Source organism: Streptomyces longisporoflavus, assembly GCF_014649775.1.
GTDB lineage: Bacteria > Actinomycetota > Actinomycetes > Streptomycetales > Streptomycetaceae > Streptomyces > Streptomyces longisporoflavus.
In genome coordinates this window covers 168,381-189,478 of the sequence record NZ_BMTR01000015.1, presented here as the reverse complement: position 1 = coordinate 189,478, position 21,098 = coordinate 168,381, and the positions used below count along the sequence as shown (strand labels likewise).

The following is a 21,098-nucleotide window of genomic DNA, read 5'->3' as shown; positions in this document are numbered from 1 at the left end:
GAAGCCGAAACCCGCCGCGCCGGAACCGAAGCCTGAGCCCGCCGCGCCGGAACCGAAGCCCGGGCGAAGCCGCCCCGAGCCGGGGAATCCGCGTCTCTCCGCCACGGGATCCCGCACCGGGATGGCCCTCGCCGGTGCCCGTCGGCGAGGATCATTTCATGCACTCCGCCGCACCACTCGCCACGCCGCCGAGCCCCCCGCGCCCGGCCAAGTCCCGCGCCACGCTCGCCGCCGCACTCCTGTGTGTCCCCGCGCTCCTGCTGATCCTCCTGGTCGAGCTGGAGTGGCGCCCGTTGCGCAGCCTCGACGGTGACATCTCGCGCACCACGCACCGCTGGGCCGTCGCGCACGACGGACTCACCCAGACCAGTCGCGTCCTCACCGACTGGGTGTGGGACCCGTGGACGATGCGGGCGCTGATCGCCGCGGTCGTCCTGTGGCTCGCCTCCCGCGGCGCCTACCGGCTCGCGCTGTGGCTCGCGGTCACCTGCGTGGTGGGCACCGTGGTGCAGCAGGGGCTCAAGGCAGCGGTCGACAAGCCGCGCCCGACCTGGCCGGACCCGGTGGACTCCGCGCACTTCGCGGCCTTCCCCTCGGGGCACGCCATGACGGCGACGGTCGTCTGCGGACTGCTCCTGTGGCTCCTGCGCCTGTACGGCGTCGGGCCCGCCGTGTGGCGCACCGGGGTGACGATCGCCGTGGTCTCCGTCGTGGGGGTCGGCGTGACCCGCGTCTGGAACGGCGTGCACTGGCCGACGGACGTCCTCGGCGGCTGGCTGCTCGGCGCGCTGGCGGTGGCGGTGGCGATCGCCACGTACGCGCAACGCCCTGCCCCCCGCACGACCGACCCCGCGTAACGGGCCAGCGGAACAACCCCGGCCGGGTGGGCACTCGCCGCCTCCGGCCGCGACGCGGCGCTCGCCGCCCGCAGGTCGGCCGCACTTCGCCCCGAGGCGCCGGGAGGCCCCGGACGGCGGGGCTCTATGAGCGGTAGCCCTCGACCCCCGCGGCAGGACGCACCCGTGCCTCATCGGGGTCGTCGCCGAACTCGGCTTTCGCGCAACGGGTTCGTGGGACAGCCCCGGCCGCGTGGGCAGTCGCGGCCTCCGGCCGTGACGCGCCCCTCGCCGCCGCCCGCAGGCCGGACGCACCTCGCACCGTCATCGGCCTCGTCGACAAGAGCTGCGACGGGGCCGAGGCGTCGGGAGGCACCCCGGACGGCGGGCTCTACGAGCGGTAGCCCTCGACCTCCGCGGCAGGACGCACCCGTGCCTCGTCGGGGTTCTCGCCGAACTCTGCCTTCGCGCGCCGCTGACGCAGCAGATCCCAGCACCGGTCAAGTTCGCGTTCGATCGCGCCGAGCCTCGCGCGCTCCGTCGCCACGTCGATCGCGCCCGGCGCCAGGGATTCCCGCAGCGTCCGCTCGTCGTCGACCATCGACGCGATCCGGGACAGAATCTGCTCTTGGTCCATCTCAGTACGCCTCCTCGGCCCCCCGGCCCACTGTAAGGAGGGTTCGGCCGATCGGCACCCGTGAGCAGGCAACACTCCCCCGCGGTGTTGCCTGCCCGGGTCGCACCGGACCAGATGCCCGCTGAGGGTCTTGGTCCGAGCCACGCTGAGTATACTGGCTCGGAGCCAGTCAACGCAGGAGTTACAGGATGTCCCCGCGTAGCGCATCGGTCAATGAAGAGTTGCGAAGACGTTCCAGGGAACGGCTCCTGCAGGCCACGGTCGACCTCGTCGGCGAGCGGGGCTACGAGGCGACGACACTCGGCGACATCGCCGACCGCGCGGGCTCGGCCCGCGGCCTCGTCTCGTACTACTTCCCCGGCAAGCGGCAGCTCCTGCAATCGGCGGTGCACCGCCTGATGCACCGCACGGTGGAGAGCGCACTGGAACGGGAGCCGCGCACCGCCGACGGCGAGGAGCGCCTGGCCCGTGCCATCGACGCGATCCTGGGCCTCGCCAGAGAGCAGCCCCTCCTCATGCGCACGCACATGGCGGGGATCTTGCAGGCGGACGGATTCGTGCGCTGCCCGGAGCAGCAGCACCTCGCCGAACTGCTCCGCGACACCGTCGTACGGCATGGGTCGCTCGATGTGGACACCGACTATCCGCTGCTGCGCGCGCTGCTGATGGGCGCGGTCTTCGCGGTGCTCCTGCCGGGGGCGCCGATGCCGCCGGGCGCGCTGCGGGCCGAGCTGTTCCAGCGGTACGGGCTCGCGTGGGAACTGGGGGTCCCGCCGGGCGACGAGCCGCCCGGCGGGACGCATCAGCGAGTGGACGATCAGGCCGCGCAGGAGACGCGGTCCGACCGGCGGTCCACCCGGTCGGAACAGTCCGGTCAGCCGGACTGGTCCGGTGAGCCGGAGTAGTCCGGTCAGTCGAAGTAGTCCGGCTGGGTCTGGACGTTGAGCTCACGGACGCGGACCCGCTCGGCGGGGTCGGTCCGCTTGTCGTCGATCTTCAGGACGTCGAAGCCCTTGGCGATGTCGTTCGAGTAGACGTAACCGTTGTAGTAGTACGCCGACCACGAGCCGCCGAGCTGGAGCGTGTCCGCGCTGAGAGGACCGCGCTCGAAGTAGCCGATCTCCTTCGGCTTCGAGGAGTTGGTGAAGTCCCAGACGGAGACGCCGCCCTGGTACCACGCCTGGACCATCAGGTCCTTGCCCTTGACCGGGATGAGCGAGCCGTTGTGGGCGACGCAGTTCTCGGTCGCGGCCTGGTGGCGCGGGATCTTGTAGTAGCTCTTGAAGACCAGCTTGCGCTTGTCGCCCTTGCCGACGACGTCGTAGATGCCGTTGGCGCCGCGCTCCGGGCCGGTGGCCGCGTCGCAGGTGGCGCCGCTGCCGCCGCCGAGCTCGTCGGTGAAGACGATCTTGTCGGCCTTCTGGTTGAAGGTCGCCGAGTGCCAGAACGCGAAGTTCTTGTTGTCCTGGACCTGGTCGATGACCTTGGGCTTCTCGGGGTTCTTGATGGAGAAGAGGATGCCGTCGCCCATGCAGGCGCCGGCGGCCAGGTCCTCGGAGGGCAGCACGGTGATGTCGTGGCAGCCGGTGGTCTTGGAGACGCCGGGGTTGGTGGGACCGCCCGGGTTGCCGCCGCCGTCGGGGCCTTCACCCGGGAAGAGGACGGGGAAGTCGACGACCGCGGCCTTCTGCGGGGCCTTGCGGGGCACCTTGATGATGGAGATGCCGTCGTGCGGGGGCTGGCAGTCCGGGAACGTCGCGCTCGGGGAGTACGAGGAGACGTACACGTAGACGTTCCGCTTCTCCGGCACCAGGGTGTGCGTGTGCGAGCCGCAGGCGGTCTCGACGGCGGAGACGTACTTCGGGTTCGACTTGTCGCTGATGTCGAAGACCTTCATGCCCTCCCACGAGGACTTCTCGGTCGCGGGCTGCGAGGTGCTGCTGCAGGAGTTGTCGCTGCGCGAGGAGTCGGTGGAGAGGAAGAGCAGGTTGCCGGAGACGGAGATGTCGTTCTGCGAACCCGGGCACAGGACCTGCGAGACGGTTCGCGGCTTCTTCGGGTTGCTGATGTCGAAGATGCGGAAGCCGTCGTAGTTGCCCGCGAAGGCGTACTTCCCCTGGAACGCGAGGTCGGAGTTGGTGCCCGGCAGCGCGTCCTTGGGGATGTTGGCGAGGTGCTTGATGTTGCCGGAGTGCACGATCTCGCCGGGCGCGGGTATCTCACCGCTCTTGATGGCCGCCTTCGCGTCGGCGGCATCACTCTTCGACACGCTCTTGGGCGCGGCCGGCGAGTCGCCCGGGTCGGGCGTCGCTCCGGCGGGCGCCGCACTGAACAGCGCGGCAATCAGACCGAGCGCGGCCGCGCCGACGCCGATGCGTCTGCGCCGTGTTCGGGGGTTGTTCAACAGGGTCACTGCGTCCTCCCTAGTCGCCGTTCGTAGTTGAACGGGTCACGACACCCCGCAGTATCGTGCTCCTCATGCACAGATCAACAGATGGCAACGCACCTGTAATGAAAGTTTTTGATCAATCACGCTCGTAAGCGTGCTAGGACGGTCCTCAACTCTCCCGCGCGCCACAGGAGGCAGCCGTGCACCACCGTCGTACGCCCGCCGTCGCCGTGTTCCTCACGGCCGCCGTTCTCGCGCTCGGCGCCTGTGACTCAGGAGGCTCCGATTCCGGTTCTAAGCCGGAGAAGAAGGCCGCGACCGGCCCCTCCGTGATCGCTCCGGGCAAGCCGGGTGAGACCGCGGCGACCATGTCCGCCGAGGACGCGGCCAAGAAGAGAACCGACGACGACTCCCCCAACTCGGCGGACTTCACCTACACCCAGATGATGATCGAGCACCACGGCCAGGCCCTGACGATGACCGAACTCGCCCCCAAGCGGGCCGAGTCCACCAAGGTCAAGCGCCTCGCCGACCGCATCGCTGCTGCGCAGCGCCCGGAGATCGGCGCCATGAAGGGCTGGCTCAAGAGCCACGGCGGCCCGAAGAAGCAGGGCGGGCACGACCACGGGACGATGCCGGGCATGGCGACGGAGGGGCAGCTGAAGCAGTTGCGCGCCGCGAAGGGCAAGACGTTCGACGAACTCTTCCTGAAGCTGATGATCACGCACCACAACGGCGCGATCACGATGGCGACGGACCTGCTCTCCGACGGCAACAACATCCAGGTCGAGGAGATGGCGAACGACGTGGTGGCACAGCAGACGGCGGAGATCACGCGGATGCGCGAGATGTGAGGGGGCGGCCTGAAAGGCTCTGGGGGCGTGGGCGTGCGGGGCACGCGGGCGCGGGGGTACGGGGCCTCAGGTCTGGCTCTGGGCGGCGGTTACGTCCCGGTCTTCGTGTGGGGCGTGGTCGCGGCGCGGTAGGAGCAGCGGTGTGGCCAGGAGGAGGGCGCCGGCGATGCCTATCGCGGTGCGCGGGCCCGTGACGGCGGCCAGCAGGCCCCAGAGACCGGTCATGGCCGCGATGCTGAGCTTGCTGGTGACCGACCACGCCGAGAGGGTACGGGCGACGCGGTCCGCCGGGGTGTGGTCGAGCCGGTAGGTGGCGAACACCGGATTGAACACGCCCGAGCAGGTGATCAGGCCGAACTCGACCACCACGACCAGGACGAGCCCGGCGACCCCGGGGCCGATGAAGGCCAGGCCGGAGAGCCAGCACGCCCGCAGCGTCCCCGCGGTCAGCAGCACCCGGTGCCGGCCGAAGCGTTCGACGAGCGGCCGGGCGAGCCGCGAGCCGATCAGACCGCCGACGCAGGGCGCGGCGAAGGCCAGGCCGTACTGCCAGGGGGCGAAGCCGAGTTCACCGACCATCAGGACGATCAGAAGCGGCGACGTCGCCATGATCAGACCGTTGTTGAGGAGCGTGTTGAAGAACAACGGGCGCAGCACGGGGCCCGCCAGGATGTACCGCCATCCGTCGAGCAGGTCGCGCGCCCGGAACCTGGCGGGCGGCGCGGTGCGCACGGGGTGCGACTCCTTGCCGCCGATCGCGCGGATGCCCAGGGCCGAGAGCAGATAGCTGACCGCGTCGGCCACCACCGTCATCACCGGCCCGAAGAGCCCGATCGCCGCCCCGCCGAGGGGAGGCCCCAGCACCAGGGCCGTCCAATTCGTGGACTCCAGGCGGCCGTTGGCGACGAGCAGGTCCTGCGGCCGTACGAGCGCCTTGAGGCATGCGCCGCTCGCCGCCGTGAAGGTGATGTCGGCGGCGCCGACGACGACGGCCACGGCAAGGAGCTGCCCGAAGCCGAGCAGGCCGAAGGCGTACGCGGCGGGGATGCTGAGCAGTGCCGCGCACCGGATCAGGTCCGTCGCGATCATCACCACCCGCTTGCGGCGGAACTCCACCCACGGCCCGAGCGGCACCGCGACCACCGCACCGACCGCGACCCCCGCCGCCGCGAGGACCGACACCTGTGCCGGGCCCGCGTCCAGGGCGAGGATCGCGATCAAGGGGAACGCGTCGAAGGCGAGCCGCGTGCCGAACGCGCTGACCGCGTAGGCCGCCCACAGCCATCCGAACTGCCGCCCGAGGGGCCTCCTGGCTTCCACGCCGATGCCCCCATTACGTTTTCGCCGCCCCGTCCGAGCAGCCTCTTTGCGGCCTGCGGCATCCAAACCGGCGACGGTCCCGCAGGTCAAACAACCGCGGCGGGTGCTCGTACAACCAGCGGTTGTACTTCTAGGATGGCCCGCGTGGATCTCCAAGCCGTGCGCACCTTCGTCGCCGTCACGGACGCCGGACAGTTCCGGGAGGCCGCCGCCGCGCTCGGGGTGACCCAGCAGGCCGTCTCCAAGCGGGTCGCCGCGCTGGAGAAGGAGCTCGGGGTGCGGCTGTTCACCCGCACCGCGCGCGGGGCCGGGCTCACCGTCGACGGGCAGGCGTTCCTGCCCCACGCCCGGGAACTCCTGCGGGCCGAGCAGCGGGCGGCGGCGTCGGTACGGCCCGGCCGCCGTGCGCTGCGCGTCGACGTGATCGGGCGGCGGCTCGCGCCCGCGGGGCTGCTGAGCGGCTTCTCCAGGGCGCATCCCGGCACCGATCTCGACGTCGTGACGCTCTTCGACGCCGACGCGGCGCTCTCCGCCGTCCGGTCGGGCAGCATCGACGCGTCCTTCCGCGCCCTCACCCTGCCCGCGGGGGAGCTGCCCGACGGCATCGAGGCCGTCCGGGTGTTCGACGAGCCCGTCCAGCTCCTCGTCGGTCCCGCCCACCCGCTCGCGGCCGCCCGCGCGGTCACTCCCGCGCAGCTGACCGGGCACAGGATCTGGATGCCCGGCCTCGTCGCCGGGACCGAGTGGGCCGCCTACTACGAGGATCTCGCCGCCGCCTTCGGGCTCACCATCGAGGCGACGGGGCCCGCCTTCGGCACCGAGCCGCTCCTGGACACGATCGCCGGCTCCCCGGATCTCGCGACGCTCGTCGGCGAGCTGACCCGTCTCGTCTGGCCCGCCGACGACGACCTGCGGCGCATCGCGGTGCACGATCCGATGCCGGTCTATCCGCACTGCCTGATCTGGCACCGCGACAATCCGCATCCCGCGCTCACCGCGCTACGGGACCACCTCCGCGCCACCAGGCCGGATCACGGCGACACCCTGACGTGGACACCCGCCCGGGCACGGTGAGCGCCGCGGGGGCCGTCGCGGCGGGCGGGGCGCCCACATCCCGACCGGCGGAGATGAGCCCGAGCGCCCCGCGGCAACGGCCGGCAACGCCCCCGCCCGGGCACCCGCCCGGGCACGGTGAGCGCCCCGGCACGGCCCACGCGGCGGTCGCGGCAGACTGGCAGGGCGCCCGCGCCCCCGGCAGCGGGAACGAGCCCGAGCCACCCACGGCCCCCGGTAACACACCCGCCCCGGCGCGGTAAGCACCACGGCGCGCCCCTCAGCCCTGCCGTCCCCCCCGGGCCGCCATACGCCGGGAGGGCCGGTAGCCGGCATCCTGTCCGTACAGCGCCTCCGGGGCCTCCCAGGGAGGCCCCGCTGCGGCACAGGCGCCGCACAAGCCCCCGCCGCGACCCTGGGGGCGCAGGCCGGTCCCGGAGCGTGTCGGGCGGGCCTGGAGCGGGGGCCCGGATCAACGCGCCCCGCACCGCATCTCCCCCTCGGCGCACGCGGGTGCGATGCTGAATTCATCCCCCGAGGTCGCCTCGCGGAAGGAGCACCGCCGTGCTGCAGGTCGCCGTCGTCGGATCGGGACCGAGCGGGGTCTACACCGCGCAGTCCCTCGTCCAGCAGGACCGCGTGCCGGGGGTGCGCGTCGATGTCATCGACCGCCTGCCCTGCCCGTACGGCCTCGTCCGTTACGGTGTCGCGCCGGACCACGAGAAGATCAAGTCCCTCCAGAACAACCTGCGTTCGGTCCTGGAGCACGAGAATGTCCGCTTTCTCGGCGGCATCGAGATCGGCCCCGGCGGGCTCCCCGCCGCGCGCCTGCTCGATCACTACCACGCGGTGGTCTACTGCGTGGGCGCGGCGGCGGACCGCAAGCTGGGCGTGCCGGGCGAGGACCTGCCGGGAAGCCATTCGGCCACGGAGTTCGTCTCCTGGTACAGCGCGCACCCGGACGCGACGGCCGACGGCTTCGTGGCAGGCGTGGAGTCCGCCGTCGTCATCGGCGTCGGGAACGTCGCCGTGGACGTCGCCCGGATGCTGGCCCGCGGCGTGGCCGAGCTGCAGCCCACCGACATGCCGCAGGAGGCGCTCGGCGTGCTCGCCGGGAGCCGGGTGCGCGAGGTCCACATGGTGGGGCGGCGCGGTCCTTCGCAGGCGCGCTTCACCACCAAGGAGCTGCGCGAGCTCGGCTCGCTGCCGGACACCGAAGTGATCGTGGACCCGGCCGAGTTGGCGCTCGATCCCGCGTACGCCGATCCCTCCGGACTGCCCGCGGCGGGGCGCCGCAACATCGAGGTGATGCGGGCCTGGGCCGAGCGCCCGGCGCAGCACCTGCCGCGCAGCATCCGGCTCCGCTTCTTCCTGCGTCCGGTGGCCGTGACGGAGGCCGCGGGGCGGGTCGGCGGGGTGCGGTTCGAGCGGACGCTGCCGGACGGGCACGGCGGCGTGACGGGTTCCGGGCAGTACGAGGACATCGCGGGGCAGCTGGTCCTGCGCTCGGTCGGCTATCGCGGGGTCCCCATCGACGGGCTGCCGTTCGACCCCGCGCTCGGCACGGTGCCGCATGCGGCGGGGCGGGTGCTGCGGGAGGGCGCCGCGTCACCCGGCGAGTATGTGGCGGGCTGGATCAAGCGGGGTCCGACCGGCGTCATCGGGACCAACCGTCCGTGCGCCAAGGAGACGGTGCTCTCCCTGCTCGACGACGCGCCGGCTCTCGTGCGGAGAGGGGTTCCGGAAGATCCGCTGGCCGCTCTCCGCGCGGCAGGGCTGCGGCCCGTCGAGTGGCAGGGCTGGCTTGCGATCGAGCGGGCGGAGGCGGCGCTCGGCCTCTCGCTGGGCCGCGGGCCCGTGAAGATCCCGGACTGGCCGGGGCTGCGGGACGCTGCGCGGGGCTTGAGCGGGGAGTCGGGGGCGTAGTTCTGCCTGCGGCTTCGCGGGGGCTTGTCGCGCAGTTCCCCGCGCCCCTTACGGGGCCGTCCTACGGGGCGCTCACTCGTTCCGCTTGTGCCGTTGCCGCGGTGAGGACCGTGTCCAGGAGCCCCGGGAACAGCGCCTCCAGATCATCCCTGCGCAAGCCGTTCAGCTTGGCCGTGCCGCGGTAGATCTGCTGGATCACGCCGCTCTCGCGCAGCACCCTGAAGTGGTGCGTGCTCGTGGACTTCGTGACGGGCAGGTCGATCTGCGAGCAGGAGAGCCCGCCGAGTCCCGCATCGTCCGCGGCCAGCTGCCGCACGACCCGCAGTCGCATCGGGTCCGACAGCGCGTGGAGCACGCCCTCGAGCCGGATCTCCGCTCGCGTCGGGTGATCGAGCGCGCGGGTGCTGCTCGGTGCGGCGGTGGTCATGACGGCTCCACTTCGTCGGGGCTTCACGTCTTTCGGGGCTTCACGTCTTCTCGAAGGCCTCCATAGTACGAGAGCCATCGTAGTTTGACATCTGCCGTACTACGAGGTCTATCGTACGAGGAGTCCCGAAGTCCGTGACGCCCCGAAGTCCGTGACGAATGGAGTCCGCCGTGAGCGCGCTGTTCGAGCCCTACACCCTGCGATCGCTGACCATCCCCAACCGCGTGTGGATGGCACCGATGTGCCAGTACTCGGCCGAGGTGTTCGGGCCGAACGCGGGTGTGGCGAACGACTGGCACTTCGCCCACTACGCGGCGCGTGCCGCCGGCGGCACCGGCCTGATCCTCGTCGAGGCGTCGGCCGTGAGCCCCGAGGGCCGCATCAGCCCCGCCGACCTCGGCATATGGAACGACACGCAGGTCGAGGCGTTCCGCCGCGTCACCGGCTTCCTCAAGACCCACGGTACGACGCCGGGCATCCAGATCGCCCACGCCGGCCGCAAGGCGTCCACCGACCGCCCCTGGAAGGGCGGCGGGCCCGTCGGCCAGGAGGACCACGGCTGGCAGCCGGTGGCACCCAGCGCGCTCCCCTTCGACGAGGGCCACCTCCTGCCGCACGAGCTCACGCGCGAAGAGATCCGTGACGTCGTCGGCCAGTTCGCGGACGCGGCACGGCGCGCACTGGACGCCGGCTTCGAGGTGGTCGAGATCCACGGCGCCCACGGTTACCTCATCGGCGAATTCCTCTCGCCGTTCAGCAACCACCGCACCGACGAGTACGGCGGCTCCTTCGAGAACCGCTCCCGGCTCGCCCTGGAGGTCGTCGACGCCGTCCGCGCCGTCTGGCCCGAGGAGCTGCCCCTCTTCTTCCGGATCTCCGCGACCGACTGGCTGACGGAGAACCCCGAGGACGAGCGCGAGGGCTGGACGGCCGACGACACGGTCCGCCTCGCGAAGGACCTGCACGCCCACGGCGTGGACCTCCTGGACGTCTCCACCGGCGGCAACGCGCCGGGCGCGCGCATCAAGACGGGCCCCGGCTACCAGGTGCCGTTCGCGGCCCGCGTAAAGGCGGAGACCTCGCTGCCCGTGGCGGCCGTGGGCCTGATCACCGAACCCGGGCAGGCCGAGAAGATCCTCGCCAACGGCGAGGCGGACGCCGTCCTCCTGGGCCGCGAACTCCTGCGCAACCCCTCGTGGGCCCGGCACGCCGCCAACGAACTCGGCGGCGAGGTCGCCACCCCGCAGCAGTACCACCGGATGGTCTGATCCCCCGTCGAGCCCGCACGAGCGGGACTACTTGGCGCCGCACGAGGTCTGCTTGAGCTTGCGGAACTCGGAGTCGGTGGGCTTGTAGTCCTGCTCGAAGGCGCTCGTACGGGCGGTGACCTTCGGGAAGTACGTCTGGAAGGCCAGCGACCAGCGGGTCTGGAGGAAGTCCTCCAGGACGTCGTTCAGGCGCCGGCAGTCCGCGCGCCGGCCCTCCCGCAGGCCGATCCCGTAGAACTGCCGGTTCTTGACGGTGATGTCCCGCGCCACCTCGACCTTGTCGGCGTACCGGGGGTCCTGGGCGAAGCCCTCCAGGATGATCTTGTCCGTCCAGACGGCCTCGAAGTTGCCGTTGATGAGTTCGTTGACGCAGGTCTTGTAGCTGTTGCGGAGCTCGGCCACCACCTCCTGGCCCAGGGCGGCGCGGATGGCCCTCTTCGCCTTGTCGTCCTGTTCGCTGTCCGGGTCGCCGGTGGAGCCGCGCACGCTGCACACCCGCTTGCCGTCGACGTCCGCGAGCGTCTTGATGCCGGTGTAGTCCTTGCGGATCAGCACCCCTTGGTACGTCTTGAAGTACGGGGCAGTGAAGTCGACCTCCTTGTCCCGCGGGTCGGTGACGGAGTAGGTGGCCACCACCAGGTCCATGCTGCCGTCGCGCAGGACGTTCTCGCGGTCGCGTGACTGGACGTCCCAGTCCGCGGCCTTGAAGTCGAGCTTCGAGGCGAGGAACTCCACCAACTGCGCCTCGAAACCGGCGAAGTCGTCCTCCTCCTCGCTGCGCGTGCTGAAGCCCGGCTGCCCCTTCTTCACCGCGACGTTCAGCGTCTTCTCGGTGAACAGCGAGGGTGGCGCCTCACTCTTCGTGACACGGTCGCCGGTGGGTTCGGCGTGGTCGGAGCGGTCCCCTGACCCGCCGCCGCACGCGGCGGTCAGGCTGAAGGCGAGCAGGCATGCGGCGGCGGCGAGCCGCGGACGCCGGGCGGTGCAGGACATGAGGTCTCCCTTGGGCTACCGGCGGTACTCCGCCTTCTCGAGCGTGAGGCTGACCCGGCAGTCGTCGCCGTCGTCAAGCCGGATGTCGGCCGAGACCTCGGGGCCCGTGCCGTCCACCAGGTCGAGCGTGGTGGTGAGTGTGCGCTTGAGGCCGACCGGGCCCTTCGCGTCTATGTCCGTGCCCTGGAACCGCAGGCTGCTCAGGGCCAGGCAGGGAGAGCCCCCGGCCACCCCGTCCCGCGCCGCGAACGTCACCCGCAGTTCGCCGCTGTCGCCCGGATCGGCCTTCACGGTGAGCCTCGCCGTACCGTCCGCGTCGAGGGTGGCGCCCGTCAGCCGCGCCCGGGGCGTCACGTCGACCGGTTGCGCCGCGAGCACCGACGAGCGGATGCCCCAGGCGACCACGCCGACGACCAGCGCGACGAACATCGCGCCGAGAAAGGCCCGCAAGTGCTGCGCCGCCTCGGGCCGTTCGCTCCTGGCCGCACGCCCCGTCATGGTCGACGCGTACGCGATGAAGAGGGTGGCCGCGGTCACCGTCGCGGCCGTACCGCCCCAGACCGCGACGGCGACCAGGACGAGCATCGCCGCGAGGTGGAGGGTGAACTGCTGCCCGAGGAAGGTCTTCTCGCCGGCGTCCGGTGCACGTGTCCCACCGCGTGTCCCACCGCTTGTTCCGCCGCCCTCGGGGGCTCGCTCCGTCGGCGCAGTCATGTGACACCCCCTGCGTGCAACTGATGCGTGTGGAGGGCAAGGATGCCACAGAGAGTGACGTGAAACAGCGGAACGTACGTTATTCCAGGAGCCGTTCGGGGCCACACGGCCTTGGCCGGGGACCGGGCCCCGGGGTCATCCCTAGGTGACTCCCCGAAGCGGCGGGCGCAGCGGGGTTCCTACCGTGGACCTGTCGCGATGTGTCACGGTTCGGGGCCGTACCGGCCCTCGGGAGGGCGTTGTGCGCTACGTCATCGAGGTGTTCCGCTCGCCGGGGGGCGTCCACGGGAACGTGGTGGACGAGAGCGACGAGGAAGGGGACGCGGGCCACCGCACGCCCTTTCACGGCTGGCTCGAACTCCTGTCGCTGCTCGAACCGCCGGACACCGCCGCCGCCGAGACCGGAGAACCGGCTTCCGCGACGGACGGCGACTCCTGTGGCTGCTGATCCCACGGGATGGCAAACAGCCCCGCGGGAGCGGGGAATCTGCTTGTACCCGGGCCGGTGTCGGCATCATCGTGGACGTTCAGGGCCATGCGCCCGGCACGCGTCGCCGTCACAGTCCTGGCGCCCGTACCGGGTGCCGACATGTGGGGGCGGTGATGACGACCGGCGACACACTGTACGGCCACGCCCGGCCACCGGCGCCCCATGAGGCGTTCTCCGGCCGTACGCGCGAACTGGCCGCGCTCCAGGAGGAGTTCGGCCAGGCGCGCGAGGGAACGCCGCGCCTCGTCCTGATCGACGGGCCCGGCGGCATCGGCAAGAGCGCGCTGGTGCGCAGGTTCCTGGACACCGCGGGCGACGCCTGCGTGCTGCAGGCCAGCGGCGAGGAGAACGAGAGCGCGCTGCCCTGCGGGGTGCTCGCCCAGTTCGTCGGGCAGAGCCCGATCCCGCTGCCGGACTGCCTGGGCTCGCTGGTCCGCACACCCCGCTCGGCGCCCGGCACCCTGCCGCCGCTCGCGGCCGGCTTCGGGCTGCTCGACCTGCTGAGCGAGTTGCAGGACAAGGGCCCGGTCATCCTGGTGCTCGACGACGCCCACTGGGCCGACTCCGCGTCCCTGAACGCGCTGACGTTCGCGCTGCGGCGGCTGCGCGTCGACAAGGTCCTCGCGATCGTGACGGCACGGGACCCGCAGGCTCCCCAGCTGCCGGAGGGCATCCGCCGGCTGCTCGCCGACGTCCGCACCCGGCGGATCCCGCTGCACGGGCTCAGCCCGGACGAACTCGCCTCCCTGGGCGCACAGTTGTGGAACGACCGCCTCCCGCGCACCGCGTCCGTACGCCTGCGCGACCACACGCACGGCAATCCGCTGCACGCCCGCGCGCTCCTGGACCAGGTGCCCTCGCACGTCCTGCGGGATGTCACCACGCCGCTGCCCGCCCCCCGGTCGTACGCCATGCTGGTCCTTGCCAACCTCGCGGAGTGCGGCCCCCAGGCGCTGCGGCTCGTCCAGGCGGTCAGCGTCCTCGGGCTCTCCTGCCCGCTGAGCACGGCCGCCTCGCTCGCCCGTGTCAGCACCCCGCTTCCCGCGCTCGAACGAGCCGTCAGGGCGGGGATCCTGAGGGAGACCCAGCCGGGGGCCGCGCCCGAGATCGCCTTCCCGCATCCGCTCGTCCACGCCGCGGTCTACCAGGACATCGGGCCCGCGCACCGGGCGGATCTGCACACGCGGGCCGCCGCCCTGGTCGGCGACGACTACGCGAGCCTGCGGCACCGGGTGCTCGCCGCCACGGGCCCGGACGAGCATCTCGCCGCCGCCCTCGCCGCGTGCGCCCGGCGCGAGGCGGCCACCGGACAGTGGGCGGTCGCCGGAACCCATCTGCGGCACGCCTCACGCGTGGCGACGACCGGCATGGAGCGGGACCGGCTCGCCGTCGAGGCGGTCGAGGCGCTGCTCCTGGACGGCCGGGTGCACGAGTCGGCGGAGCTCGCGGCCGGACTTCCGGCCGGCGCCGATCCGGCGTTGCGCGGATATGTACGCGGCTATGTGGCCCGCGTACAGGGACGCATGGAGCAGGCCCAGACGCTGCTCCTCGACGCCTGGAACCAGTGCGACCACGAGAGCGATCCGTCCCTGGCCGCGCGGGCCGCCGAGCAGCTGAGCTACGCCGCCGTGATGCGGGGACGCTCCGCCGACGCCGCCCAGTGGGCGGAGCGCGCGCAGCGGCTCTCCACCCTCCAGGGGCCGAGCCGGATGCTGCGCTTCAACCACCTCCTCGCCCTCGGTCTGAGCGGTTTCGCCAAGAAGGGCATCGAACTCGCCGGTGACCTCCCCGACCCCCTCCTCGTCCCGCCCGCGAACATCGACCTGCTGCTCGCGCGCGGCCAGTTGAGGCTGTGGTCGGACGATCTGCCGGGTGCGCGCGCCGACCTGCTCGGCGCCGTCGCCAACTGCCGCAGGGGCACCGTGCCGTTGCGTCTCCTCTCGGCGTCCGCGCTCGCGCAGACCCTGCACCGGCTCGGCGACTGGGACGAGGCGCTGATCCACGCCGAGGCGTCCGCGTCGATCGCCGACGACACCGAGCAGTCGTGGCTCAAGCCCGTCACACATGCCATCGCCAGCTGGATCCTGTCGGCCCGCGGCACCTGGGACCGCGCCTCGGCCCATCTGCGGCTCGCCCTGGACGCGCCGGGCTGCGACGAGAGCGCCCTCGCCTACGCCTACGCGGCCTCCGCGCACGGGGCCTTCGCCGAGGCGCGCGCGGAGCCGGAGCGGGTCGTCGAGGCACTGCGGCCGCTGCTCGGCTTCGCCACGCACGACGGGGTGAACGAACCCGGCGTGGTGTCCTGGCGTGAACTCCTGGTCGACGCCCTCATCCAGCTCGGCGAGCTCGACGAGGCGGAAGCGGTCCTTCTCCCCTACGAGGAGCGGGCAGCGGAGCGCGGGCAGCACGCGGCGCTGTCCACCGCGGCTCGGGTGCGCGGCAATCTGCACGCGGCGCGCCGGGAGACGGACCGCGCCCAAGCGGCGTTCCTGCGCGCGCACGACCAGGCGGCGCAGATCCCGGCGCCGTTCGGCCGCGCCCGCGTCCAGCTCGATCACGGGGCGTTCCTGCGCAGGCTCGGCCGCCGCTCGGTCGCCGTGGCCCAGCTCCAGGCGGCGTACACGACGATGAGCGAACTGGGTGCCGCCCCCTACCTGGCGCGGTGTGAACGGGAGCTGGACGCCTGCGGGCGCGCGGCGCCCCCGCGGCCCGCGCACGACCCGGCGGCGGCCGACTCCGTCTCCGCCGCCGAGGGGCTCACGCCGCAGGAGCTGGCCGTCGCGCGGCTGGCGTCGCAGGGCTTCACCAACCGGCAGATCGCCACGGCCCTCGCCCTGAGCGTCAAGACCATCGAGTACCACCTGGGCCACACCTATACGAAGCTCGGGATCACTTCGCGCATCGGGCTCGTGCAGCACTTCGCCCCCCAGGAGCGACGTACCTCGTCCTGACCGGCCCCCTTGGCCGGGGCCCCGGCAAACCGGGGTAATCCCTGGGCAGCTCCCTGAGGCACCCTTGCCGCCGCACGGCGTAACTTCATGGCTGGTCAGGGGACGGGATGCACGACTGGGGGTGCACAGATGGCTGTCACGGACTGTCAGGCGGTACGCGGCGACGCGCCACCGGCCCTGCGTCTTCAGCTCCTCGGCGGATTCCACCTCAGCCGCGGCGACGGGGACGGCGGCCCTCAGGTCGACGTTTCCGCCAGCGGGCAGCAGTTGCTCGCGCTGCTCGGTCTGCGGGGCCCCGCGACGCGTTCGGTGCTCGCGGGCACACTGTGGCCCGAGGTCGCCGAGGAACGTGCGCGTGCCTGTCTGCGGACCGCCATCTGGCGTCTTGGCACGGCGGGTTCGGCGGTCACCGACCCCCGGCCCGGGGTGCTCGGGCTCAGCGGGCGGGTCCGTCTCGACATCCAGGACTTCACCGCCACGGCACACCGCATACTCGCGGCCCCGACCGAGGGAATCGGGGCCGCGTGCGCCGCGCTGATGGGCATGGGTGAGCTGCTGCCCGGCTGGTACCAGGACTGGGTGGTGTTCGAGCGCGAGCGGCTGCATCAGCTGCGGCTGCACGCGCTCGAGGCCCTCTCGGCGCGGCTCGTCCTGCGGGAGCAGTACGCCCCCGCCCTGGAGGCCGCCCTGGAGAGCACCCGGATCGACCCTCTGCGCGAGAGCGCGCACCGGGCGGTCGTGACGGTGCACCTCGCCGAGAACAACCTCGCGGAGGCGGTACGTCACTTCAAGGCGTTCCGCGGCCTGCTCCGCTCGGAGCTCGGCATCGAACCCTCGGAACAGTTCCGCATGATGGTGCGCCATGCGCTGGCCTGACCGGCACCGCCGGGGAAGCCGCGCGGCCATGACGGGCCCGACTGCGGCGGGGGCTTCGCGGAAACGGGTGACGCGCCACCACGACGTCACCGTCGGCCTGGCTGTCCGCGCGCGCTCGGGGGTGCGCGGGCCGCAGGTCGTCCCATTTACACCTGCCGGCCGTGTCGGGGGACGCGGCCGGCAGGCCCTGCCGGCGCTTTGCCACGCACGGACACGGGGGTGCCGCGCGCGGTGACGGGGAAGCGTCGGACACGGCGACGGCCGGGAGGCAGTGCCTCCCGGCCGTCGCCGTTGCCCGGTCATTCCGGTCATTCCCCCGGTGGGCTCCTGAGCTCCTCGATGGCCCGGTCGACCGCCCTGTGCGGCAAGCCGGTCCTGCGGCACAGGTCCTTCGGCGGCATGCTGCTCAGCACGTCGTCGACGCTTCTGCCCTCGATGCTCGCGACCTCCCGCACATAGCGCTGAACCCGGCCGACCGGGTCGAGGGCCCGGCTGCGCCCCGACCCGGCGGCGTCCCCCGGCGCCACCGGGTCGGTGCCGGCGCGCCCCGCGACAGCCCGCGCGCCGGGTCCGGGCAGCCGCTCCTGCTCCAGCCAGGTCGTCCACACGCCCCGCCCGACGAGGTGCGCGGCCACGCTCTCGGCCGGCGAACCGTCCTCCAGGATGCCCGGGTCGGCGGTGTCGGCCCCGACCAGGAGACGGCAGGAGGCGGCGAGCATGGGTGGCGACGTGACGGGCTCCACCGGTTCGCCGATCAGGGTGCACAGCGCGGCGATGTCCGGCTGGACGGGTGCGAGGTGGACGAGGTTGCGCAGGACCCCGTGGATCTGTCCGAGATCGGGAGCGGGATGCAGCAGCAGCGCGTGCGCCCCCACGATTCCCAGGAACGGGTTGTCGTTCCCGGCGCGGACCAGTTCGAGGAGGTGCCGGGCCGGCACGAGGTCGATGCCCTGCCGCAGCCCGGAGAGCGCGGCCTCCAGGGCCAGATCGAACGCGCGGTCCGCGGGCGTCCAGCCGGTGCCGTGGCGCACCATCTGGACCGAGGCGAACTGCGGTTGCGGGCCCTGCGGTCCGTTGCTCACGAACACCAGGGTGGTCCAGCCTTCGAGGACGTGCAGCGCCTGTGCCAGGGGAAGCCCGTCGGCCGGCATCCTGCGCGTGCGCAACCGGTAACCGCCGGGCGGCAGTTCACCGCTCCACGCCGACCATCCCTCGCCGCCCGAGGGCTCCCAGCCGCGGGCTCCGCCGTCGACGGGCCTGCCGTCCGGTCCTGCGATCTCCAGGGCATAGGGGTCGAGCTGCCAGCCGCTGCGCAGATTGCGGATCAGCACCATCAGGGTCGGCGAGCCGTCGCCGTACGTCGTCCGGGTGCTCCAGCGCACCGCCGCGGCACGGTGGTCCGCACGGGTCGTGGGGGTCCCCTCGACGGGAGTGGGCGTGGGCAGGCCGGGCAGTCGCAGGCGTTCGGTGAACGGTTGTGGGCCGACCTCGACGAAGCGGCTCTCCACCTCTCCGCCGAACCGCTGCTCGATGCGGTAGATGCCGGCCGGCAGCACGGTGTCGATGGTGCCCATCGCGTGGGCCACCTCGCGAAAAGCGGAGTCCGTGACGGTGACAAGGACCGAAGGGGTGTCCGGTATGACGACGAACGGCACGCGTTCCGTGCCGGCCCCTGCCGGGCACTGGTCCTCAGAGCTGGACACCATTCCCACCACCTGTCATTACCTCGAAGAATCCGCCGTTGCGGAAGTCGGCCGCGTTCCAGCTCTCCGGCGTGCAGCGGTAGAGCCCGGGCGCGAGCTTCTCGACGCTCTCCGCCTCCTCGACGTACAGCCGCACCGGCGGCTCGCCGGGGTCGCCGCCGCGCAGCTGCACCCAGCCGCGGAACCCGTCGGGGAAGCAGAGCCTGACCGGGTACGTCCCCCCTTCGAGGCCCCGCGCGAAGATCATCGGATCGTTGCCCTTGATGAACCGGGGCTGTTGCGGGACCAGCAGCGTGCGGGTGCGGTCCTCGACGTGCCGTACGACGTAGTCGGCGAGGCTGTCCGAGGTGATCAGGCCCTTCGGGGTGGCGCCGCCGCCGCGCAGTCCGTCCAGGAGCGCGGTCGTGAAGTGCCCGCGCGCGAGGTCGGGTCGGGCGTTCTGCTCCTCGTAGGCGGGGTCGCCGCTCGAAGTGGCGTACCCGATGAAGCAGTCGACTTCCTCGCGTGTCTCGGCGGCGGTGAAGGGCGGCCCGAAGGACAGGGCGCCGACGCTGTTGCCGGTGCGGCAGCAGTCGGCGAAGCAGACGATCTCCCGGAAGGGCGCGGCCGATTCGTACCAGTCAAGGTACGGGCGTACGGCGACGTGGTTGCCGAGGAGGTCGATGGCGGCGTTGGCCATCAGGAGTGCGGTGTTGGTGTCGCTGAGCCTGAAGCCGTGGCCCGCGAGGAAGAGGTAGAGCCGGGTCCGCTGCCGGGCGGCGTGCCGTTCCTCCTCGGGGCGGCTCTCCACCGCCCGTCTGACCGCGAGGTTGGCGCGGTAGAGCGCTTGGTTGACGTTCTCCCTGGTCGGTATGGCGCACATGAAGTCGGCGACGAGTTCCTCCTCCGCGGAGGCGGTCACCAGCCTGACGTTGGCTTCGGGCACCTCACCGCCGTCCGGGGCCACGAGCCAGTCGCGGAACCGCGCGGCATCACCTCTGGCCCCCTGCAGGTCGCCGATGGCCGGATAACGGTTGATGCCGACGACCACGGCGTAGTGCAGGTCGTTCATCGGGCTCTCCCCCTCGCTCGCTCCTGGCGCCGTTCAGTCCGCGAGCATGGCGGCCACGCTCGCGAGGATCTCCGGGTCGTTGTCGAACGCGATGTGGCTGCGGGCCCCCGCGTTCAGGCCGGGGCCGCCCTCGCCGGGTGACCACACGGTGCGCTCCGGGTCGGCGCGCAGGAACGCGCGCAGGTCGTCGGAGTCGGGTCCGGTGGCGGCGGCGTCGAGGTACCAGTGCTGCATTCCCGCGATCGGCGTGACGGCGGGCTGCCCGGACGGTCCGCGTTCCAGGACTCCGGAGATGAAGTAGAGCAGCGACCTCGGGTACAGGAACGGCACGAGGTGGTCGGCCCGCTCGGCCGGGTCGGTCATGGTGAACATCCGGAAGCGGTCGAAGAGTTCGCTCTGCCGGCGGACCACGGGCGCGAGCTGCGCCACCGTACAGGCGGGCGCGAGGAGCACCACGTCCCGCAGCCGGAAGTCGGCGGGGAGCGGGTCGTCGGCCGCGGCGCGCCTGCGCGCGAGGTCGTCGAGGAGGTTGCCGATGAACACGGCGCCCGCGCTGTGGCCGACCACGGTCACCTGCGGTCGGGTCCCGGTGGCGAGCAGCTCGGCGAACCGGTCGAGGAAGTACCGTCCCGCGCGGACCTCGTCGTCCGGTCCTGTGAAGGTGTCGGCGGTCTGCCGTTTCATCGCGTCCCAGATCGCGGCGCCCGCGTTGGCGAGGTAGAACTCGCGCAGGATCTCCTCGACGACGGTGGGATAGAGCCCGTGGTCGGTGCGCTGCCGGAAGCGGCCGACGACCGCGGCGACCACCCGTACGGTCTTGCGCACGATCAGCGCGGTGCTCACCAGGGCCCGTTCCCCGGGCCCCGCCCTGGCCGCGAGGTCGGCCACGACGTCCGGTGACATGAGGGTGGCCGCCGCGGAACGCCCCCCGATGGCGTCTCGCGCCGCGACGGCCGGCTCGTTGGTCTGCGGCTTGTCCTTGTCGAGCGCCGCGTTCACGATCTCTTGTGTGCGCTCGGCCAGTTCGGTGTCCGCAGAGAGTTCCGCGGCGATCCGCAGCTGCTCGGACTCGCCCAGCGGCGGTACGTCCGGCGGCACGATCATGCGCGCGTAGGGCTCATGGCCCGTGCGTACCCGGGCGAGTTCCGCTGCCACCGCCGCCGGGCTCGGCGTGGCGGCCAGGCCGGCGGCGCGCTGCCCCGGCTGCCCGAACACGGTGCCGGTGACGTACCGGGTGACCCTGTTGAGCAGCGTGCGGAAGGCGCTCTCCTCCAGGATGCGCGGCAGGTTGCCGTGCAGGGTTTCGAGCAGCCCGCTGCTCCACACGAAGAAGACGGGATCGACGCCGGTCGCCTGATACACGGGCGCGAGCCGCTGGGCGGTGGCGAACCCCAGCACGTCGTCGATCAGTCCACCGTGGAAGTGCAGCACGACACGCGGCCGGTCCTTGAGCCCGGCCACGAGCGAGTCGATGTCGGCGGTGGTGGTCGAGGCGAGTCGACCACCCTGCCGGCTGTGGATACACCGATCACGGAAGGAAGCCATGCCCTGGACGGTAGGACGGCCCCGCGAGGCCGGCATCGGGGTCCCACTCAGGGATAACCCCTGAC

19 protein-coding genes are annotated in these 21,098 nt (G+C 72.1%); 9 read left to right on the top strand and 10 right to left on the bottom strand.

Annotated elements, in window-relative coordinates:
- Positions 1–158 precede the first annotated feature (158 nt).
- Positions 159–857, top strand: a complete 699-nt coding sequence (locus IE226_RS28770) for a phosphatase PAP2 family protein (RefSeq protein ID WP_190084326.1) — start codon at positions 159–161, stop codon at positions 855–857.
- 124 nt (positions 858–981) lie between these two features.
- On the opposite strand, the gene IE226_RS28765 is transcribed toward IE226_RS28770, so the two are convergent.
- Both IE226_RS28765 and IE226_RS28760 read right to left on the bottom strand, forming a co-directional pair.
- Positions 982–1,164 (bottom strand): DUF2630 family protein, encoded by a 183-nt coding sequence (locus tag IE226_RS28765; RefSeq protein WP_190084325.1) that lies wholly within the window; start codon positions 1,162–1,164, stop codon positions 982–984.
- A 63-nt stretch (positions 1,165–1,227) separates the two neighbouring features.
- On the bottom strand, positions 1,228–1,473 hold the full coding sequence (locus IE226_RS28760; protein WP_190084324.1) for a DUF2630 family protein: 246 nt from the start codon (positions 1,471–1,473) through the stop codon (positions 1,228–1,230).
- Positions 1,474–1,661: 188 nt separating this feature from the next.
- Here IE226_RS28760 and IE226_RS28755 point away from each other — a divergent pair, with 188 nt between their 5' ends.
- Positions 1,662–2,378, top strand: a complete 717-nt coding sequence (locus IE226_RS28755) for a TetR/AcrR family transcriptional regulator (protein ID WP_190084323.1) — start codon at positions 1,662–1,664, stop codon at positions 2,376–2,378.
- Between the two features lie 5 nt (positions 2,379–2,383).
- Here the strand turns inward: IE226_RS28755 and IE226_RS28750 are convergent, their stop codons facing one another.
- Positions 2,384–3,886: an LVIVD repeat-containing protein gene (locus tag IE226_RS28750; protein WP_190084322.1), complete on the bottom strand. Its 1,503-nt coding sequence runs from the start codon at positions 3,884–3,886 to the stop codon at positions 2,384–2,386.
- Positions 3,887–4,062: 176 nt separating this feature from the next.
- Between IE226_RS28750 and IE226_RS28745 the strand changes: the two genes are divergently transcribed.
- Complete coding sequence (locus IE226_RS28745) at positions 4,063–4,716, top strand: DUF305 domain-containing protein (RefSeq protein WP_190084321.1); 654 nt, start codon at positions 4,063–4,065, stop codon at positions 4,714–4,716.
- Between the two features lie 66 nt (positions 4,717–4,782).
- Here IE226_RS28745 and IE226_RS28740 read toward each other — a convergent pair whose 3' ends face one another.
- Positions 4,783–6,036: an MFS transporter gene (locus IE226_RS28740; RefSeq protein WP_190084320.1), complete on the bottom strand. Its 1,254-nt coding sequence runs from the start codon at positions 6,034–6,036 to the stop codon at positions 4,783–4,785.
- 144 nt (positions 6,037–6,180) lie between these two features.
- Between IE226_RS28740 and IE226_RS28735 the strand changes: the two genes are divergently transcribed.
- Entirely contained in the window at positions 6,181–7,110 is a 930-nt protein-coding gene (locus tag IE226_RS28735) for a LysR family transcriptional regulator (RefSeq protein ID WP_190084319.1), read from the top strand.
- 543 nt (positions 7,111–7,653) lie between these two features.
- Positions 7,654–9,015: an FAD-dependent oxidoreductase gene (locus IE226_RS28730; protein WP_190084318.1), complete on the top strand. Its 1,362-nt coding sequence runs from the start codon at positions 7,654–7,656 to the stop codon at positions 9,013–9,015.
- A 61-nt stretch (positions 9,016–9,076) separates the two neighbouring features.
- Here IE226_RS28730 and IE226_RS28725 read toward each other — a convergent pair whose 3' ends face one another.
- A complete protein-coding gene (locus tag IE226_RS28725) occupies positions 9,077–9,442 on the bottom strand; it encodes an ArsR/SmtB family transcription factor (protein ID WP_190084317.1) in 366 nt (121 codons plus the stop codon).
- Between the two features lie 170 nt (positions 9,443–9,612).
- On the opposite strand from IE226_RS28725, the gene IE226_RS28720 reads away from it, so the two are divergent.
- A complete protein-coding gene (locus IE226_RS28720) occupies positions 9,613–10,710 on the top strand; it encodes an NADH:flavin oxidoreductase/NADH oxidase (protein WP_190084316.1) in 1,098 nt (365 codons plus the stop codon).
- Between the two features lie 27 nt (positions 10,711–10,737).
- Here IE226_RS28720 and IE226_RS28715 read toward each other — a convergent pair whose 3' ends face one another.
- On the bottom strand, positions 10,738–11,703 hold the full coding sequence (locus IE226_RS28715) for a transporter substrate-binding domain-containing protein (RefSeq protein WP_190084315.1): 966 nt from the start codon (positions 11,701–11,703) through the stop codon (positions 10,738–10,740).
- Between the two features lie 15 nt (positions 11,704–11,718).
- The gene (locus IE226_RS28710; protein ID WP_190084314.1) at positions 11,719–12,417 is read right to left on the bottom strand and encodes a hypothetical protein; all 699 of its coding nucleotides are present in this window, start codon (positions 12,415–12,417) and stop codon (positions 11,719–11,721) included.
- Between the two features lie 241 nt (positions 12,418–12,658).
- Here IE226_RS28710 and IE226_RS28705 point away from each other — a divergent pair, with 241 nt between their 5' ends.
- The 3 genes from IE226_RS28705 (at position 12,659) to IE226_RS28695 (ending at position 16,734) form a co-directional block, all read left to right on the top strand.
- Positions 12,659–12,865, top strand: coding sequence for a hypothetical protein (locus IE226_RS28705; RefSeq protein WP_190084313.1), 207 nt, complete (start codon positions 12,659–12,661; stop codon positions 12,863–12,865).
- Positions 12,866–13,020: 155 nt separating this feature from the next.
- Positions 13,021–15,858 (top strand): helix-turn-helix transcriptional regulator, encoded by a 2,838-nt coding sequence (locus IE226_RS28700; protein WP_190084312.1) that lies wholly within the window; start codon positions 13,021–13,023, stop codon positions 15,856–15,858.
- A gap of 129 nt (positions 15,859–15,987) precedes the next feature.
- Complete coding sequence (locus IE226_RS28695; RefSeq protein WP_190084311.1) at positions 15,988–16,734, top strand: AfsR/SARP family transcriptional regulator; 747 nt, start codon at positions 15,988–15,990, stop codon at positions 16,732–16,734.
- Between the two features lie 308 nt (positions 16,735–17,042).
- On the opposite strand, the gene IE226_RS28690 is transcribed toward IE226_RS28695, so the two are convergent.
- From IE226_RS28690 to IE226_RS28680, 3 genes are read right to left on the bottom strand one after another with little or no spacing between them, the layout of a single operon-like run.
- On the bottom strand, positions 17,043–18,440 hold the full coding sequence (locus IE226_RS28690) for a hypothetical protein (RefSeq protein ID WP_190084310.1): 1,398 nt from the start codon (positions 18,438–18,440) through the stop codon (positions 17,043–17,045).
- Entirely contained in the window at positions 18,424–19,488 is a 1,065-nt protein-coding gene (locus IE226_RS28685; protein ID WP_190084309.1) for a caspase family protein, read from the bottom strand. The genes IE226_RS28690 and IE226_RS28685 overlap by 17 nt, the downstream gene beginning before the upstream one ends.
- A 33-nt stretch (positions 19,489–19,521) precedes the next feature.
- Positions 19,522–21,033: a hypothetical protein gene (locus IE226_RS28680; protein WP_190084308.1), complete on the bottom strand. Its 1,512-nt coding sequence runs from the start codon at positions 21,031–21,033 to the stop codon at positions 19,522–19,524.
- Positions 21,034–21,098 lie beyond the last annotated feature (65 nt).